This window comes from Mycobacterium sp. AZCC_0083, from assembly GCF_014202335.1.
Taxonomy (GTDB): domain Bacteria; phylum Actinomycetota; class Actinomycetes; order Mycobacteriales; family Mycobacteriaceae; genus Mycobacterium.
Map to the genome: position 1 here is coordinate 1 of NZ_JACHGP010000031.1, position 18108 is coordinate 18108.

The 18108-nt window shown below is 66.0% G+C and carries 16 protein-coding genes; 6 read left to right on the top strand and 10 right to left on the bottom strand.

Going from position 1 to position 18108, the window contains the following annotated elements; all coding sequences use genetic code 11:
- Positions 1–342: 342 nt before the first annotated feature.
- The 9 genes from HNP02_RS41165 to HNP02_RS41200 all read right to left on the bottom strand — a co-directional run bounded on the left by HNP02_RS41165 (position 343) and on the right by HNP02_RS41200 (position 10174).
- A complete protein-coding gene (locus tag HNP02_RS41165) occupies positions 343–537 on the bottom strand; it encodes a hypothetical protein (RefSeq protein ID WP_184446577.1) in 195 nt (64 codons plus the stop codon).
- Between the two features lie 111 nt (positions 538–648).
- Complete coding sequence (locus tag HNP02_RS41170) at positions 649–1170, bottom strand: hypothetical protein (RefSeq protein ID WP_184446578.1); 522 nt, start codon at positions 1168–1170, stop codon at positions 649–651.
- 54 nt (positions 1171–1224) lie between these two features.
- Positions 1225–2082 (bottom strand): hypothetical protein, encoded by an 858-nt coding sequence (locus tag HNP02_RS41175; protein ID WP_184446579.1) that lies wholly within the window; start codon positions 2080–2082, stop codon positions 1225–1227.
- A 198-nt stretch (positions 2083–2280) separates the two neighbouring features.
- Complete coding sequence (locus tag HNP02_RS41180; RefSeq protein WP_184446580.1) at positions 2281–5043, bottom strand: LuxR family transcriptional regulator; 2763 nt, start codon at positions 5041–5043, stop codon at positions 2281–2283.
- A gap of 270 nt (positions 5044–5313) precedes the next feature.
- The gene (locus HNP02_RS44245) at positions 5314–5607 is read right to left on the bottom strand and encodes an MBL fold metallo-hydrolase (protein WP_375373773.1); all 294 of its coding nucleotides are present in this window, start codon (positions 5605–5607) and stop codon (positions 5314–5316) included.
- A gap of 221 nt (positions 5608–5828) precedes the next feature.
- A complete protein-coding gene (locus HNP02_RS41185; protein WP_184446581.1) occupies positions 5829–7841 on the bottom strand; it encodes a prolyl oligopeptidase family protein in 2013 nt (670 codons plus the stop codon).
- A complete protein-coding gene (locus HNP02_RS41190; RefSeq protein ID WP_184446582.1) occupies positions 7834–8088 on the bottom strand; it encodes a hypothetical protein in 255 nt (84 codons plus the stop codon). The genes HNP02_RS41185 and HNP02_RS41190 overlap by 8 nt, the downstream gene beginning before the upstream one ends.
- A 198-nt stretch (positions 8089–8286) precedes the next feature.
- Positions 8287–8739 (bottom strand): helix-turn-helix transcriptional regulator, encoded by a 453-nt coding sequence (locus HNP02_RS41195; protein ID WP_184446583.1) that lies wholly within the window; start codon positions 8737–8739, stop codon positions 8287–8289.
- 268 nt (positions 8740–9007) lie between these two features.
- Entirely contained in the window at positions 9008–10174 is a 1167-nt protein-coding gene (locus HNP02_RS41200; RefSeq protein ID WP_184446584.1) for a hypothetical protein, read from the bottom strand.
- 152 nt (positions 10175–10326) lie between these two features.
- Here HNP02_RS41200 and HNP02_RS41205 point away from each other — a divergent pair, with 152 nt between their 5' ends.
- On the top strand, positions 10327–10860 hold the full coding sequence (locus HNP02_RS41205) for a hypothetical protein (protein WP_184446585.1): 534 nt from the start codon (positions 10327–10329) through the stop codon (positions 10858–10860).
- 402 nt (positions 10861–11262) lie between these two features.
- Entirely contained in the window at positions 11263–12621 is a 1359-nt protein-coding gene (locus HNP02_RS41210) for an ATP-binding protein (protein ID WP_184446625.1), read from the top strand.
- Here HNP02_RS41210 and HNP02_RS41215 read toward each other — a convergent pair.
- A complete protein-coding gene (locus HNP02_RS41215; protein WP_184446586.1) occupies positions 12556–13227 on the bottom strand; it encodes a response regulator transcription factor in 672 nt (223 codons plus the stop codon). The two genes, HNP02_RS41210 and HNP02_RS41215, sit on opposite strands and share 66 nt — an antisense overlap.
- A 234-nt stretch (positions 13228–13461) precedes the next feature.
- Between HNP02_RS41215 and HNP02_RS41220 the strand changes: the two genes are divergently transcribed.
- Genes HNP02_RS41220 through HNP02_RS41235 form a run of 4 tightly spaced genes read left to right on the top strand, consistent with a single transcriptional unit; the run spans position 13462 to position 18081 of the window.
- Positions 13462–14034, top strand: a complete 573-nt coding sequence (locus HNP02_RS41220; protein ID WP_255507524.1) for a hypothetical protein — start codon at positions 13462–13464, stop codon at positions 14032–14034.
- A complete protein-coding gene (locus HNP02_RS41225) occupies positions 14025–14708 on the top strand; it encodes an ABC transporter ATP-binding protein (protein WP_184446587.1) in 684 nt (227 codons plus the stop codon). The genes HNP02_RS41220 and HNP02_RS41225 overlap by 10 nt, the downstream gene beginning before the upstream one ends.
- A complete protein-coding gene (locus HNP02_RS41230; protein WP_309241885.1) occupies positions 14705–15424 on the top strand; it encodes an ATP-binding cassette domain-containing protein in 720 nt (239 codons plus the stop codon). The genes HNP02_RS41225 and HNP02_RS41230 overlap by 4 nt, the downstream gene beginning before the upstream one ends.
- Positions 15421–18081 (top strand): FtsX-like permease family protein, encoded by a 2661-nt coding sequence (locus tag HNP02_RS41235; protein WP_184446588.1) that lies wholly within the window; start codon positions 15421–15423, stop codon positions 18079–18081. Before HNP02_RS41230 ends, HNP02_RS41235 begins: the two co-directional genes overlap by 4 nt.
- Positions 18082–18108 lie beyond the last annotated feature (27 nt).

Below are 18108 nucleotides of genomic sequence, written 5' to 3' on the forward strand. Positions count from 1 at the left end.
GCCACCACCGGCACCCGCCAACCGATACACTGACCGCTGCTCACAGGTGGGGAATTCCGATAAGCACACCTGGGGATCTTCGATGAGCGCCGTCAGCCGGGCGTACGCAAATTGATTCGCGGCGACAAGGCGCCGTTTGGCTACAGCGTGTCGCCCAGTGGACATCGCATTTCACGTTCACATGTGAGGGGCCCCAGCATCCCCATACGCTCTAAAAACTGGTTCGGACACTCAAGCGGGGAACACACCACGGTGTTGTCCTCTGTGCACCATGGCACGCCGTCGAGGCTGGTGCCGATGGGACGTTGCGCACGTGGCCGAGATGGAGCCAGCGGACCGCGCCTATTCGTCGTCAGCAGGAAACTGCCGGTATACCCACCGTGCCGTGTACGCCATCACGGCTACGAAGATGACGAGCTCAAACAACCGGACGAACCACGGGTAGGTCCCGCTGAATACAGCGTTGCCTGCTTGGAACCCGATCCATCCGACGATGACCACATACAAGGCCGCGCGCGACCGCGTCGTTCTCAGCATTGCCCCTCCCTCACGTACGGGTACTCGTCACTCTCGACCAGACAAATTCGAATCAAGCCGGGGCACGAAGTTCATATGGCCGCGCACCCGGTCCCATTCGGGGTTGCACGGTTAGCTCAGCTGGTACTCGAATCGCCATCCGAACGGAGCGGAGCCAGGAGTAACTGGAAAGGCCCCGGGGTAAACCGTGCGGCACTCGATACTCATCTTGATCCGCGCTCCGGGAGCCTCGACAACATTCTGCTGAAAGCTTCCTCCAGAGGGGGGATCCAGCTTGACGCGGAAATTGGCCTTAGTGGTCGATTCAGGGAACTTGGGGCTTCGACCCTGATCGTCCAATTGGGTCGGCGTGTAGCGTTCGTCCACGTCGCAGCTCCAGTAGCCCCCGTCAGCAGGGATTGGGTCTATCGGCCCCCAGGTAACGGTCAGCAGGTGGTTTCCAGAACCGTCGTCGCCGACAACGGAGAGAGTGACGCCGCCGGGCGGCGTACCCCAGCCGTCTTCGGTTCCCGGCACGACGTCGGCGCTGGCCGCGGTCACGCTCGCCCCGAGCGCGGACCCCACGAGCACCGCCACGAGCACGGATTTCACGCCGAAGCGAGCACCCAGATGGAAGCAGTTGGAAGTGCTCAATTCAACCGTCCTCATTGCTTGTCGGTAGGTACGCGGGAATGCGGGTCGCGGACATCAGCCCGACACATCCTGTTCCGGGTGACCCAAGTCGACGTTCTTGCCCTCGAAGCTGCCGGTGCACGACACCGTCAGGTGGTAGGTGGACCCGGGAAAAGGGGAATTCTCATTGAGCGTCGCCGTGCCCTTGGCCTTCACCGCGACGGTCTCGTTGATCGTCGGCAGTATCCCGAACGGATTGCTCTTGGGTTTAGCGGTGTAGGCGCATGAGGCGTCGAGGTCGGCGCTGTTGGTCAACTTCACGTCGATCTTGCCGAGGCCCGCTGCTGAGACGGCCAACGTGACGGAGTCCGTCGGCGGCGGGGCGCAGGTCTCGAAGGCTCCAACGGTCGGAGTGGGCGAACCTGCCGGGCACTGCCTGCTGGCTGGAGTGGGCACGAGAATGGGGTCGGGAGCAGGGGCGGCGGCAGGAGGCGCCGCCACCTTTGCAGGTGCACCAAAGACGATGCTCACCGAGTCGTATTCAGAACTCTCGTTGCGGTGAAATCCCACGCCGAACTCGGTGTAGTCGCAGTCGCTGATCAAGGGTCCTGCACCGTTCTTGTAGGCATCGTTGATCGCGGCGGCTTGGGGATCACCCCAACCCGTGCTCAACTTCGCCTTGCCGTTGTACCCGCTGAGGTCGCCTCCCCTTACGTCGCCTGGCCGCACCGCTGTCTGAGCGAGGTCTTCGAGTTCCTGGCTGTAGTTGAATGCCGGACAGCCAGTCCTGGACCGGTCGCCGTTGACAGTGCCCCTGATCGGGCCGAGCGGATCGTCGGCGTTGGCGATCGGCGTCGCCAATGTCCCGGACAGCACGGACGCGCCGACGAACGCGATCGCCATGACGATCGCTACAGGTGTACGTGTGGTCATCGATTCCCGCTCCAGTCGTACGGTTACGTCATCCCCGAGGGCCAGCCATCGCGTGACTCGCCAGATTCGAGCGCTCACAAGGCTGTTCGCCTACCGACGGTGACGTTAATAGTTGCGGAGTCAATGAGTAACTAGGTGTTTCCCTAGTAAGGGCTGTTTACGGGCGCGGCGATGATCCCAGCGACGCATCCGGACCTTCTACTCTTTGGGCTCGCGCATGTGACCGCCGAGTTCGGCCCGCGAGCGGATGCCCAGTTTGCGATAAATGCCACCGAGGTGAAACTCAACAGTCTTCGGGCTGATGAACAGCGCTGCCGCCACCTCGCCGTTCGTCATGCCTGATGCCGTCAGTCGCGCGACTTTTTGCTCGGCCGGTGTGAACTCGTGTCGGCGAGTGGCGATGGCGGCGCGGTCCATTTCGGCGCGAGCCTGCGCGGCCCAGAGCGGCGTGCCGAGACGCTCGAATACACTCCAAGCCTCTGTGAGAGAGGCTGTGGCCGCCTGCTCCTGGCGTTGTCGGCGCTGAATTCGGCCCAGCAGAAGTTGGGTGCGTGCGCGTTCGAAGGGCATCGGAATCCGATCGTGTTCGACCATGGCCTGTTCGGTGGCACGGTAAGCCTCGTCGACGTCACCGCGGGCGGCCAGAAGCATGCCTCGGCACCGTCCGCCGACTGCCAACATCCAGGGACGGTCGAGTCTGCGGCCGTTGCCTTCGAGAAGGTCGATCAGGGGCTCTGCATCGTGGAGCCGATCCAGATGAATCAGCGCTTCGACGGCATCTGGAATGAATGACCCGGCAATGATTTCCGTCGAAGCGAGAGTGGCAGTGATCTTGCACATCAGCGGCGTGAGCGCGGCGAGCGCCGCCTCGTAGTTACCCAGTGACATCTCCAGGAAGCCGAGTACGGTCACCGGCCACTCGGCGATGGCGTGCATACCGCTGCGTGCGCTGGCAGCAGTGGCTTCGGTCAAATCGGATCGGGCGTCGACCTCTTGACCGGCGTACGACCTTGCCAGCGCCCGCATCGTCAACGCTTCGAGCAGGGGTATGTCACCGCCCAACCGTCGCGCTCGTTCAACAGTGTCCTCCGCGCGCCGACCGGCTCCGATGAACTCTCCGAGCCAGAACTCGACGAGACACGTGTGAAACGACAGGTAGACGAGCTCACTCTCCTCGCCACGTTCGAGACAGCCGCGACAGATGGAGACCAACGCGTCTCGGGCGTTGTCGAGCTGCCCCGACCAACCTGACAGCAGCGCGTTTTCCACGGTCGGGCGAAACACGATCGCGATGTTCGCATCGGGGTCTTCCAACTCCAGCGCACGACGCATGCCGGGTTGATCGTGACCCTTGCCCTGAATGAATCGAATCATGGCGCGCGCGCCGAGTGCCTGACTGACGAGCGAAGGAACCCCGGACCGCATGGCAGCAACGACGGCTTCCTCGACCTTCTCGTCGACCGCCTCCGCGAATCGGTCTTCGTTCAGCAGAGCGAACGACAGCGTGACCAATATCTGAGCCCGCAGAGCGAAGTCCCCGCCGACCTCACCCAACGCACGTTCGAACAGGGCTGCACCTTCTTGCAGACCGTCGTCGAACAGGTTGACGACAGCCAGCTGCATGAGTGCACGCGCGCGGAGCACCCCGGGCGCCGAGTGCGCGATGGCCTGTTCGAGGAGGTTCTTGGCTCGGCCGGGGTTGCCGGCTCCGAGATGGTGGCTTGCTGCACGGATCTGACGCTCGGGCGTTTCACCACCCAATGCGAGGCCGAGATCGAGCAGTTCGGCGGCGGCGGCCGGCGCTCCGCGCTTGCGCGCCAGTTCGGCCGCGACGTCCAGCGACTCGAGTGTGGCAGGGGTCGCGCTCGTCGCGGCGAGCGCGAGATGCCTGGCGCGTGACTCTGGGTCGTCGACCAGGCCTGCCAGTCTCTGGTGCATCGCTCGACGGAGCGCCGGGGGTGTGTCGGTGTACACGCCCCTGGCGAGAAGCGGATGAGCGAAACGCAAGTATTGACCATCGATTTCGACGATCCCGGTGTTCTCGGCGCCCGCAAGTAGCGCCACGAGGTCAGCGGCGCCGGTGCCCGTGGCGCGAGCGACCAGCTCTACGGTCGGAACCGCGAAACACGCCACGGCGAGCAGGGCATGGCGTACGTCGTGGTCGAGACTGCCGACCCGGGCGCGCACCAATTCTGCGAGCGAGGCGGGCAAAGACGTCGGGGTGAGCGTGTGACCTTCCAGTGATCGCGCCAGTTCCAGGGCATAGAAGGGATTTCCGCCTGAGACTTCGTGAATCTTGAGAATGGCCGGTCGCGGGAACGATTGTCCGAGGCGCTCTGTGATGACCGCATGTAGACTACTGATGTTCAACGGGCGCAGCGGGATCCGACGTATAGCGTCGGGTGTGGGCAGTTGCAGCCACGAGGTCGCGCTGGCGCTGTCGCGGTCGTTACGGGTCGTAGCGAACACCGCTACCCGGCCAGCGAGTCGCCGTAGGGCGAACGCGATTGCGTGCGCGCTGGACATATCGAGCCACTGCAGGTCGTCGATCGCCACGAGCACCGGTGACTCGATCGCGAGTCGTTGCACGACTGACAGCAGGGCTGCCGAGACGGCTCGCGGGTCAGTCGGCGCCTCGCCCGCATCGGCACGCAGCAGGACGTGCTCCAGCGCGACTCGTTGTGGATCCGGCAGCTCGGACTGGGCGGCGGCCTCGACGCCACCCAGAAGGTCGGCCAACGATGAGTACGACAGCGCCGACTCCGCTGCAGCTGGCCGGGCCGAGAGCACCTGAAAGCCATGCTCACGTGCCTGCTCGACGCCGGCAAGCCACAGCGTGGTCTTGCCTATTCCTGGTTTCCCCTCCACCACCAACGCCGACGGTGTCGTGGAGGCCGCCGCGAGAAACTCGGCCACTGAACGGGTTTCGGCGTCCCGGCCCAGGAGAGGCGAAGCCGTCACCTAACGTTCACCCCACCGAGCGCCGCAATAACGGCGGAAATTCTGGTGCGCTCGTCGGGGATGCCCTCGGACCAACTGCGTGGCTGGCTTTCCGCCTCCTGACGAACGCGGCCGTCGATCATGTACTCATGATCCTTCACCGGCCGCGTTGACGCGTGGTGAAGGCTTTCGCGGCCCCGGATGGATGAGTACTTGGCTGCCCGGTCTGCCCCATCGGTCGGCTGCGGGGCTCGGGTCGGTCCTCACTCCCTCGGATCGATGCGGTGTCCATTAGCACTCGAAGTGCCGACGATGGCGGTGGACCGTGTCGCCGGAGAACGAGGTGCGAGAATCTGCGTGCCAGAACGTGATCCCCGCATCGGTGTGACCAGGTGTGGTGATGACGGTCCATGAAGAGGCGCCGGGCAATGTAACGCCGGCATGGAGTGCCGGTGGGTGCCGGCCCGCACCAGAGCATGCCGCGGCTGGTGCCCAACCCGACTGTCGCAGACTGTGACGAAGCCGTGGGTTGCTGTCACGGCGACGGGATGCCGGTCCGCAAGGTGCGCCTGTGGCCGAGATCAATGAGCTGCACAGCTAGGGTGCTCAGGTAAGCGTCGTGCTCTCCTGTGCTGTGTCGCCGCCCCCAATGGGCCGCGTTCACCGACTACGAGCCAGCGCCGACGTCAAAACACGCGCTTTTTCCGAATCAGCTTCTGGGACTGTTCGAGTAGCGAGCTCCGATCCTCAGGGCAGCGGAAATAGCCACATCCGTGCGGGCAGCCTCGGCGCCAGCCGGTTGCGTCCTACCGTGGTGCGTACTGAAGGAGCGTTTGGAGAAGGAATTCGTACACGAGAGCGTCGGTGATGGCGGCTTGGGCGTTGTTGGAGGCCCCGGCGTGGCCGCCCTCTTTCTTTTCGTAGAAGAGGACCTGGTGGTCCGCGGCTTCCAGCGCTGCCGCCATCTTGCGCGCATGACCCGGATGAACCCGGTCATCCCTGGTTGAGGTGGTGATCAGCACGGGCGGGTAGTGCCGCTCGGCGGAGATGTTGTGGTACGGCGAATACGCCTTGATGAATTCCCAGTCGGCCGGCTCGTCGGGGTTGCCGAACTCCGTCGTCCAGGCGGCACCGGGCGGCAGCAGGTGGAAGCGGCGCATGTCCAGCAGCGGCTGCTGGCAGACCAACGCTCCGAACAGCTCGGGGTACTGCGTGAGCATGATGCCCATCAGCAGGCCTCCCGCGCTGCCGCCGAGGGCGCCGAGCTGGGGGGCGGTCGTGACGCCCTCCGCAACCAGATCCCTAGCGACGGCAGCGAAGTCCTCGGCGACCTTGTGCCTGTTCGCGCGAAGCACCTGCTCGTGCCACGCTGGCCCGTACTCCCCACCGCCGCGGATGTTCGCCAGCGCGAAGGTGCCGCCGCGAGCCAACCACAGTCGGCCCAACACACCGAAATAGCCCGGTAACCGCGGCACACGAAAGGCGCCGTAGCCAAGCAGCAGAGTCGGGCCGCAACCAATCGAATCCCGATGCGCGACCAGGAAATACGGCACCCGGGTCCCGTCGGCTGAGGACGTGAAGCGCTGAGTGACGACGAGGTCGTCGGCGTCGAACAACGCCGGCGAGGACTTGATCTCCCGCACGGGTCCAGCCGACGGGCCATGCAACAGTCGCGGCGGTGTGTCGAAGCCGCTGGTGGAAAGGAAGATTTCGTCGCCGAATACGTCGTAGCCGGCGAGGCCGACGGTGGCGTTGTCCGGCACCCCCGGCAGCGGCTCGGCCTGCCAGCTGCCCGGGGTGAGGACCTCCACCACTGTCGCCACATCACGCAGCTTGATGCTGAGGAACCGGTCGCCGGTAAACGCCCCGGCGGCAAAGAAGTCGCCGCCGCCGGGCTCGAACACCACGTGTGGTTCGACTGTCCCGGCGACGAATTGCTCGTAATCCGCGATGAGCACCGAGCCGGCCTCGAACGTGGTGTCGCCCCTGACCCAGTCCGATACCAGAGCGATCATCATCCATTCGCGGTGCGCCGCGAACTTGGAGTCGGTCGGGATGTCGAGGCGGATGAGTTCGCCGTCACGCAGCTCGAAGGTCACTTTGTTGTAGTTGTCGACGATGCGGTAAATGAAGGTGCGCTCGAATCCTGGCTGAAGCGCGCAAGCCACGCTCACCATGAGGTCGCTCGCAGAACCGGAGAAGACCGTTTCGGCGTCCTCCAGCGGCGTCCCGCGCCGCCACCGCTTGATCAGCCGTGGATACCCCGCTTCGGTCAGCGAACCGTCACCGAAGTCGGTCCCCACCAGCACGGTGTCCTCGTCCTCGAAATCGATATCGTGCTTGGCCTCGGGCAGGTTGAACCCATCGGCGACGAATTGCCGTGTAGTCATGTCGAATTCGCGCACGACGGAGGCGTCTCCACCGCCGCGAGAGAGCCAGACAATCGCTCTTTTATTCCAGGGCTGAATGATGCCGGCGCCGCCGAATACCCAGTTCTCGTCCTCGGCGGCGGCCAGCGCGTCGACATCGATGACGACGTCCCACACCGGGGAGTCCTTGCGGTATTCCTCCAAGGTGGTGCGCCGCCACACCCCCCGCGGCTGGCCCCCATCGCGCCAGAAGTTGTAGAGATACTCCCCGGTGCGCGCTACCCCAGGGATGTTGGTGTCGGCGTCGAGCACGTCGAGCCCCTCAGCGCGCATCTGCTCGAACCGTTCACCCGACAGCCGGGCCAGGGTGGCCACGTTGTGCCGCTCCACCCAATCCAGCGACTGCTCACCGTCGATGGCCTCGAGCCACGAGTACGGATCGTCACCCATAACGGCCGCTGAGGTCGCCGCCCCTTACGTCGCCCGGCCGCACCGCTGTCTGAGCGAGGTCTTCGAGTTCCTGGCTGTAGGTGAATGCCGGACAGCCAGTCCTGGACCGGTCGCCGTTGACAGTGCCCCTGATCGGGCCGAGCGGATCGTCGGCGTTGGCGATCGGCGTCGCCAATGTCCCGGACAGCACGGACGCGCCGACGAACGCGATCGCCATGACGATCGCTACAGGTGTACGTGTGGTCATCGATTCCCGCTCCAGTCGTACGGTTACGTCATCCCAGAAGGCCAGCCGTCGCGTGACTCCCCAGATTCGAGCGCTCACAAGGCTGTTCGCCTACCGACGGTGACGTTAATAGTTGCGGAGTCAATGAGTAACTAGGTGTTTCCCTAGTAAGGGCTGTTTACGGGCGCGGCGATGATCCCAGCGACGCATCCGGACCTTCTACTCTTTGGGCTCGCGCATGTGACCGCCGAGTTCGGCCCGCGAGCGGATGCCCAGTTTGCGATAAATGCCACCGAGATGAAACTCAACGGTCTTCGGGCTGATGAACAGCGCTGCCGCCACCTCGCCGTTCGTCATGCCCGATGCCGTCAGCCGGGCAACTTTTGCCTCGGCCGGAGTGAACTCGTGTCGGCGAGTGGCGATGGCGGCGCGGTCCATTTCGGCGCGAGCCTGCGCGGCCCAGAGCGGCGTGCCGAGACGCTCGAATACACTCCAAGCCTCTGTGAGAGAGGCTGTGGCCGCCTGCTCCTGGCGTTGTCGGCGCTGAATTCGGCCCAGCAGAAGTTGGGTGCGTGCGCGTTCGAAGGGCATCGGAATCCGATCGTGTTCGACCATGGCCTGTTCGGTGGCACGGTAAGCCTCGTCGACGTCACCGCGGGCGGCCAGAAGCATGCCCCGGCAGCGTCCACTTATACACACACCGGTTTACGTCCAACTCCGGTGCTGAGCAGCCCAATGCGAGCCAGTGGCGGTCCACACCGCCGCCATCGACTGGAACCAGGTCGAACGACGCAGATGGTTCGTGCCGGTCATGGAATCGCCACGATTCTCCGTCGACGAACTAGACGAGCGCACGGTGTGGTCCGAGTGTCTCGGGTACACGGCGATCCACGACGTATTCTGGCCGTCGAGCCAGGCATACACCGTAGCGATCAACCGGTCACCGAGCCGGCGTCGTCGGCGTGGCGGTGAAGTAGAAGAAGTCCCGCTGATCGGGCCGCACGTAGCGATCCGCCGGTCCCACCATGGCCGACATCAACCGTTGCGGTGCGCTGCCGCCGGCGCCGTCGGTGCGCCAGCTGCTGAAGAACTCCATCCCGGAATGGATGTCGAGTTCCATCCCGGTGATTGCGCCTGCCTGCGCAAGTGCGACGCCGAGGGTGGCAAGGTTCAGCTTGTCCCCAGCCACATAGACGATGTCGCCGCTGCGGGTGATGCCCATCGCCGACCGCCAGGTGTACTGCAGCTGGTTGTGGAGGGTTCCCCAGCGCAGGTCGACGTTGCGGTCCAGGCCTGGAACGGGCTGGCCACCTTCTACGATGAGAGCGAGATTCTGGCGGACCGCACGAACGTGTGAGCTCATCTGAATGTCGCGGCCCCACTGTCCGATTGACAGCCGACCCGTGTCGTCGATTACTGCGGAGGCCTTGCCATCGACCAGTGTCCGCACCGTGGCGCCATCGAGGTAGAAGCCTCCCGAATATGCCGACATCTTGAAGCCGGAATTGAATGCTGCGGCGACGTCGGCTAGCTGTCCGGACGGGATCTGCCCGGCCGATCCGGACCGCACCGGCTGGACGGTTCCGGATTCGAGGTGCGCCTGCACCGCCGACGAGCGCACCAGGCCGATGCCGACGACGACGCTGCGGTGCAAGGGATCTGGCTGTATGACCGCGGTGTACACCACCGGTGGATCCCCCGGCACCCTGACCACGGCATGCCAGCCGGCATCGTCCGCGGTGTGTGCCAGCGTGGGCAGGCCCGGATACCTGGGGCCTGCACCGGGGCTGTTGGGCGCGGCCCCGGTCATGGTGACCGAGGCGGGATCGGGTGGGGTGTCCGACGGTGCGGAGCGCGTATAGAGCCAGGTCTCGACCCGGTCCAGCACCGGACCCATACCGACCGCGCGAAGGAGGGTCGACGTCTTGTCCTGCCAGGTGGCGTAACCGGGCGCCACCGCCGTCTGAGCGAACTGTGTCCCCAGGAACACCGTGGAAGCGATCACGACCAATGCCGCGGCCCAGACCGTCCATCGTCGACCACGACGCGCGTCGGTGTGCGTGCCCGTGTGGCGCCGATGTACCGCGTGCCGGCCGCTTCTGACCATGGCATCAGAGTCGGCCGCCACCGCTGAAGTTCCGCTGAGGACGGTGACCACCATCGGTCGGGATGACGACGGCCCGCCCACGGAATGCATTCTCAGTGGATCTTCAGGCGCCCCGGTCCACAGTGAGGGTCGACCGCAACAGATGCTCGCTCGTGCCGCGGAAGACGGTGATCCTTGGCGTGTCCCGGATGATCCATGATCGCAACCCGACCGAGCACTGGACTCGCTACGGCCCCAATGATGATGCAGCACACCATGTTCAGATACGTGCCTCGCACCTTGGCGTGGTCGGAATCGCGCTGACGGTGGTTGCGTGCGCCGCAGCCCCGCCCGGAGGTGACGGCAAGCCAGTGGATCGGCCGTCCGAGCAAGCGACGGCCGTGCGGTATGCGCTCGGTGTCGGTGGCGGCGACTGCCCGCCGGACGTCGCGTTCTATCATTCGCGGGGATCGACCAACACGATCGAACTAGGCATCGTCGCGTCGGCAGGCCAGATCGTCTCCTATTCCGTCGAGTCGCACGACCCGGCCTATGCCGGCCGCCGTGACCACGCCGTGGTGGCTGCCGGCGACAACGGCCATACCTTCGCCATCGACGTCCCCATCTCTGCGGTCGTTTCCGTGTCGGTTTCCGCCTCGGGCAGCGCAGACGAACGGGGCGGGACGTGTCGGGCGGCCGCCCTGTAGACCCCGACCCGCAGGTCGCCCGGCAAGGATCGTGAACGGATTCGGCCTGGTCGCGACCGTCATCGCACCTGCCTGCCCTACCCATGCCGACCCGCTTGCAGATACCGGAGCTAGAGGGAGAATCGCCCGAAAACCGGACTGCCAGAGTGACTATCGGTAATCCGGCCGACCACGAACGGGGTGTGGTTCGGGTCGACGCCCTGGTTGCGCTCCGTTGATCAGCTGGGCCGCCGGCCTTGGTGGTCATCCCCAGCGCACCGGCGACTGCGCTGAAGGAACGCTGAAGGGCTGTGCTCTGCCGGACACGCGGGGGTTCACACTGAACATGTGAAAACCTCCCTGTCGGTGCTCGCGTCCCCATCGCAGTGGACGGTCCGCACCCGGACCACGGTCGCCGCAACGATGGTCGTGACGCTGTGCCTGATGCTGGCCGGCGGCGCCCTCCTGATGGTCCTATTCCAATCGCTGGCGACCTCGGCGAAGTCGACGGCCGACGGTCGAGCCGCTCAGATAGTCGAACAGCTGAGGACCGAGCCGGCATCCGACCTCGACCGGGCGATGCTGGCCACCGATGCCCAAGTGGGCATGGTGCAGGTCGTCGATCGCAGCGGAAAGATCATCGTCGCATCGGCGGGCAGCCCCGCCGCGCCGGTGTCATCGGCGCAGATTCCACCTGGATCGCGGACGTCTCTCGGACGGATAGCGCTCAGTGCCGACAACGACTTCTGGGTCACCGGAGTTGGAACCCAGACCCCCGCCGGTCCGGTAACGGTTCTGGTCGGAGCCGATCGTGAACCCGTCGAGACTGTTGCGACGACCGTCGCCGGACTCTTGGCGATCGGTGGCCCGATCGTGGTGGCGCTGGTGGCATTCGGGACCTACCGGTTGGTGGGCGCGGCGCTGCAACCGGTCGAGCGCATCCGAGCCCGTGTGTCATCGGTGACCAGTGGCAAACTCGACGAACGGATCCCGGTTCCGGCAGTCGACGACGAGGTGGGCCGACTGGCGGTGACGATGAATGACATGCTGGACCGGCTCGAGTCCGGCCAGACCGCTCAGCGGCGGTTCGTCAGCGATGCATCCCATGAGCTGAGAAGCCCGCTCTCCACGATCATCGCGGCACTCGAACTCGCCCATGGCCGTCCCGAATTCCTCGACCAGGAGGTCATCGACGAGTCGCTGCTGCCGGAAGCACACCGCATGCGACGGCTGGTGGAAGACCTGCTGCTGCTGGCGCGCGCCGATGAGCACAGAGATGTTCAGGTTGCGATTGACGTCGATCTCGACGACATCGTCTATGCCGAAGCGGATCGCGTTCGCGCGATCACTGACTTGCGCGTAGCCACCGAGATCAGACACGTTCGGGTGAGCGGCGATCAGCGGACGCTCTCACGATTGGTGCGAAACCTCGTCGACAATGCAATTCGGCACGCGCACAGCAGTATTCGACTGGAATGTGCGCAGGTCGCCGCCCGGGCGCAGGTCGTGGTCGCCGACGATGGGCTGGGCGTACCGGTGGCGGAGCGGCGTCGGATATTCGACCGGTTCATTCGCCTGGATTCACCCCGCACCCGGGAGTCCGGGGGAGCGGGCCTCGGTTTGTCCATCGTGGCCCAGATCGCGGATGCGCACCACGGCACGGTGACCGTCGGTGAGTCCTCGAGCGGGGGCGCGCGTTTCGTCGTCCGTTTGCCACTAGCCGTCGACGATACGGTATCCGACACCACGAACCGTCTCGATACCGTGACCGGAGAGCGGTGAGATGATCTTGCGCCGCAGGTAGCCGATGTAGACCTCGACGATGTTGTCATCACCGTCGAAGTTCGTGTCCCACACCGACCGGACGATCTCGGCCTTGGTGACGACCGTGCCGCGGTGGCGCATCAGGAACTCCAGGACGCTGTACTCCCGCGGCGTCAGCGCCAGTTCCGCCCCCGCTCGCGTAACGCGGTGGCGCGCTGGATCCAGTTCGAGGTCGCCGACGGTCAAGACGGCGGGACGTTCCGGTGCGCCGCGGCGGATCAGCGCCCGAAGCCGTGCGATCAGCACCACGAACGAGAACGGTTTGATCAGGTAGTCGTCGGCGCCCAAGTCGAACGCATCGGCCAGGTCGTATTCGCCATCCTTTGCAGACAGCATCAACACCGGCGTCCACACGCCTTGGGAACGCATACTCCTGACGATCTCGTACCCACTCTTGCCCGGCAGCATTATGTCGAGCACGATCGCGTCGTACGCGTCGGCTACCGCGGTCTCGAAGCCCTCGTCCCCGCGGTGGTCGACGTCGACCACGAACCCCTCGGCCACCAGGCCGCGACGAATCAGCTCCGCGAGGTGCACCTCGTCCTCGATCACCAGTACGCGCATCGCCTCATCCTTCCCATCGCCTCACAGCCAGTACACCAGAGCCGCCCACGGCACACGACGCGCGTTCAGCAGTTCTTCAGCAGGACATTGCCAGACTGTGCCGGTGAGGCTGACGTGACTTCGCTCAACCCCGAAGCGCTGCTGCGACATCCCTGACATCGCTGCCTGGCTCACGCTGTCGGAGAGGAACTCGTGAAGACCGCTAGAAACTTGGCATCCATCGTGGTTGCGGCAGTGGCTGTTGTGGCTGTGCTCGCCGGATGCGGCGCCAGCGCCACCAGCACCAGTTCGGGCGCGTCTACGGCAAATGCAGCCTCGGGAACGGCTGCACCCGAGAACAATTCGGCCGGCGACATCCCCGATACTCAGGTATTCGTGTCCTTCACGCCGCCCACGAAGCTGTTCACCGTATCGGTCCCGGAGGGTTGGGCGCAGACCACCGACGGCGTGGCGACCGTCTTCACCGACAAACTCAATGCGGTGCGCATCGAGATGCGACCGGCGCTGGCGCCACTGACGCCCGACACGATTCGGCAGCAGGAGTTACCCGCCATCCAATCATCCAGTCCGGGTAACCGATTCGGAGCGATCTCGGTGGTCCAACGCAAGTCCGGCCCGGTCTTTCTGGTCACTTACCAGGCCACGTCGCCACCCAACGAGGTGACCGGCAAGAGCGGCGTCGATGCCGTCGAGCGATACGAATTCTGGCGGGACGGCCACGAGGCGATCCTGACGCTATCCGGACCGCTCGGAGCCGACAACGTCGATCCGTGGCGCACCATCACCGATTCACTGCAGTGGCAGTAGCGGCAGCACCGGCGCCGCCATGTCCTTTGGAGGCCCGTTCGCTATATCGCTTCTACCGCGCCGGTGACGAGGAGACCCTGGCCCTTCAGGGAGTATCGCTTCGGGTCGAGTCCGGTGACCTGGTCGCCGTCACCGGACCGTCCGGCTCGGGCAAATCGACCTTGTTGTCGTGCCTGGCCGGGATGGACGACCCCGACGGCGGCATGGTGCGCATCGCCGGGCAGCGGATCAGTCACCGCACCGAGCGTGACCGTGCCCGGATCAGGTCGCGCCACGTTGGCATGCTGTTCCAGAATGCCAACCTCGTCGAGCACCTCACCGTCGCGCAGAATCTGGCACTGGTGCGGTCGCTGGCAGACCGGCCATCCATCGATGCCCCGGACCTGCTGGGGATGCTTGGTCTGCAGGATCGCTGCGGGGCCTACCCGAATCAACTCTCCGGCGGGGAACTTGCTCGGGCCGGGCTCGCGGTCGCGCTCGCCAACTCGCCGGCGGTGCTCCTGGCCGACGAACCCACCGGTGAACTCGACAGCGCCACCGAAGCACATGTGCTCGACCTCCTGATCGCTGCGACGCACCGAGGTACCGCCGTGGTCGTCGCCAGCCACAGCGCAGCCGTCGCCGCCGCCGCGACCCGGGTCTTACGCCTCGATGACGGGAAGGCTCTCTGGTGACGACCACCCGTCCGGACCTCGACACCGACGTGATGGCATCGCCCGTCGCCGAATGCGTCGACGTGGCACGGTCCTTCGGGTCCGGCGCAGCCGCGGTACATGCTCTGAGGTTGGTGAGCTGCCGCATACCGGTCTCGGCGCGCATCGCCCTGACCGGCCCGTCCGGCTCGGGGAAATCGACCCTCATCCACGTGATCGCCGGAATCGATGCGCCAACGGCTGGAACGGTGCGCTGGCCCGGACTGCACGCGGACCGTCTGGGTCGGCCCAACGGCGTCGGTGTGGTGTTCCAGGGTCCGAGCCTGCTGCCCAGCTTCGACGTCGTTGAAAACGTCGCCCTGCCAATGCTGTTCGCGGGACGGGATGAACTCAGCGCCCACGAGCGCGCACTGGCCGCCCTCGACCTGGTCGGTATGCGTGAATCGGCGGCCAGGCTTCCCGACGAACTGTCCGGCGGCCAATCACAGCGGGTCGCGGTTGCCCGAGTCGTGGCAACTCGTCCTGCACTGATCCTGGCGGACGAACCCACCGGACAGCTCGATCACCACAACGCGGACCGGGTCATCACCGCTCTGCTGGACACCGCGACGGCCATCGGTGCAGCGCTGATGATCGCCACCCACGACCCGGCGGTGGCCGCGCGGCTCACCGACCACTGGACGATGCGCGACGGCTACCTCGACGTCGACATGACGACGGGAATGAACGCGCCATGATCGCGACCTGGACGCTGGGCCTGATCCGCCGCCAGCCGGGCCGACTCCTTGGCGCCGCAGCAGGCATCGCTGCGGCGGTGGCGCTGCTCGCCTGCCTTGGCAGTTTCCTGGCCGCTGCGCAGAGCGCGATGACCGCCCGCGCGGCGGGTGCGGTCGCCGTCGACTGGCAAGTCGAAGTCCAGCCGAACGGCTCGACACCCGCCGTGCTGGATACGGTACGGACGGCCCCGCACGTGCTGGCGGCATCACCGGTCGGGTTCGCCCGTTCGTCCGGGCTCAGCGCCACCGGCGCGGGAGGCATCCGAACGACCGGCCCCGCAACGGTATTGGGCATCCCAATGACCTACCGCGACACCTGGCCGGCCGTCCTGCGCACCCTCGCCGGCACCGATCGTGGTGTCCTGATCGCCCAACAAACCGCAGCCAACCTCAATGCGGCGCCAGGTGACACCATCACCATCGCCCGCGTCGGCATGCCGGCAATCGACGTCGTCGTCGACGGCGTAGTGGAACTCCCACAGGCGAACTCGTTGTTCCAGAAGGTCGGCGCACCGCCGGGTGCGCAACCCACCGCGCCGCCGGACAACGTGCTGATCCTCGACGAAGCCCAATGGCACGCCGCCTTCAACCCATTGGCGGCGGCGCGCCCCGATTTGGTCAGCACCCAAGTCCACGCCGCCCTCGACCACGCGTTGCCGAGCGATCCGGCCGCTGCCTACACCCAGGTCACCGCCGCCGCGCACAACCTCGAAGCACGTAGTGCCGGCTCGGCGCTGATCGGTAACAACCTCGCCGCCGCGCTCGACGCCGCGCGCGGCGATGCCGCCTACGCCCGCGTGCTCTTCCTCTTCCTCGGTCTGCCCGCAGCCGTCGTGGCGGCGCTGCTGACGGCCACGGTGGTCGACGCGGGAGCGCCGCGGCGCCGCCGCGAGCAGGCATTGTTGCGCGCCCGCGGCGCGACCACCAACAGACTGGTCTGGCTCTCGACGGCCGAGACGGCCGTGGTCGGCGTCCTCGGCAGTGCCGCGGGTCTGGCTTCGGCAGCACTGATCGGCCTGGCCAGCTTCGGATCACCCAGCTTCGGGGCAGACACCTCGGCCGCCGTCAGTTGGGCAGTGGCATCCGTCGCCGTCGGTCTGGTGATCGCCGCGGCAGCCGTGCTGGTGCCTGCGTGGCGAGACCTGCGCCGCGTCACCGTCGCCAACGCACGCATCGAGGTACGGCGGACCCACGCCCCGGGATGGACCCGGTTCGGCGTCGACCTCGTCTTACTCGTCACCTCGGGCCTACTGTTCTGGTTGGCCGGCCGCTCGGGCTACCAGATCGTCCTCGCCCCAGAAGGCGTCCCCTCGATATCGGTCTCCTACTGGGCGTTCGTCGCCCCCGCCCTGCTGTGGATCGGCGGTGCGCTCTTCATCTGGAGGCTGGCCGACCTCGTGCTTGTGCGGGGCCGCCGCGCGGTCGCCGTACTTCTGACACCGGTCGCCGGCCCGCTGTCACGCGTGCTCTCCCAATCCCTGGCCAGACAGAGGGCACCGCTGGCCCGCGCGATCGTGCTCCTGGCACTGACGGCGGCCTTCGCCGGATCCACGGCGACCTTCAACGCCACCTACCAGGCGCAGGCCGAGGTCGACGCGCAACTCACCAACGGCGCCGACGTGACCGTCACCGAAGCCCCAGGCACGGCCGTACCCCCCGGCGGCGCGAAACCCCTGGCCGCCGTGAACGGCGTGCGGGCGGTGGAACCGATCCAGCACCGATTCGCCTACATCGGAGGCGACCTCCAGGACCTCTACGGGGTGAACCCAGAAAGCATCGGCAACGTCACCGCGTTGCAGGACAGTTACTTTCGGGGTGGCACGGTCAGATCGTTGATGAACACACTGGCATCCCAGCCGGATTCGATTCTGGTCAGCGCGGAAACCGTCAGCGACTTCCAGCTGGTGGTCGGCGACACGGTCAACCTCAGAATGCCGAACGCCACCACTCACCAGCTGAGTACCGTCCCCTTCCGGTACGCCGGAGTGGTCACCGAGTTCCCGACCGCGCCCAAGGACAGCTTCTTCGTCGCCAACGCCGGATACGTCGCCCAACGAACGGGCAGCGACGCCGTCGGGGCCTTCCTGGTCGACACGGGGGGACGCGACAGCGACGCGGTGGCCGCCCGCATCCGCGCGCTGGTGGGGACGTCGGCGACCGTCACCGACATCGCCGCCGCCCGGGGCAACGTGGGCTCCAGCCTGACGGCGGTCAATCTGGCCGGGCTCACCCGCATCGAGCTGGGGTTCGGGCTGTGTCTGGCCGCCGCGGCCGGCGCTCTCGTTCTCGCGCTGGGGCTCACCGAACGCCGACGAGCCTTCGCCATCGCCAGCGCGCTGGGAGCGACCCGCCGCCAGCTCGGTTCGTTCGTCTGGTCGGAATCGACGGCGTTGATCGTCGGCGGGCTTGGCGGTGCGGTCGTGTTGGGGTGGGCGTTGTCGCGCATGCTCGTAAGCGTGCTCACCGGCGTCTTCGATCCGCCGCCTGCGGCGCTGTCGGTGCCGTGGGTCTACCTGATCGTCATCGCGGTGACCGCGGTGGCCGCGATCGGCGCGGTGTCGGCCGGTACGGTCGGCTTCGCCAGACGGTCACCACTGGCCGCGTTGGGCAAGCTGTGACCGTGCCCGCTGAAGTGCTTCTCAGCA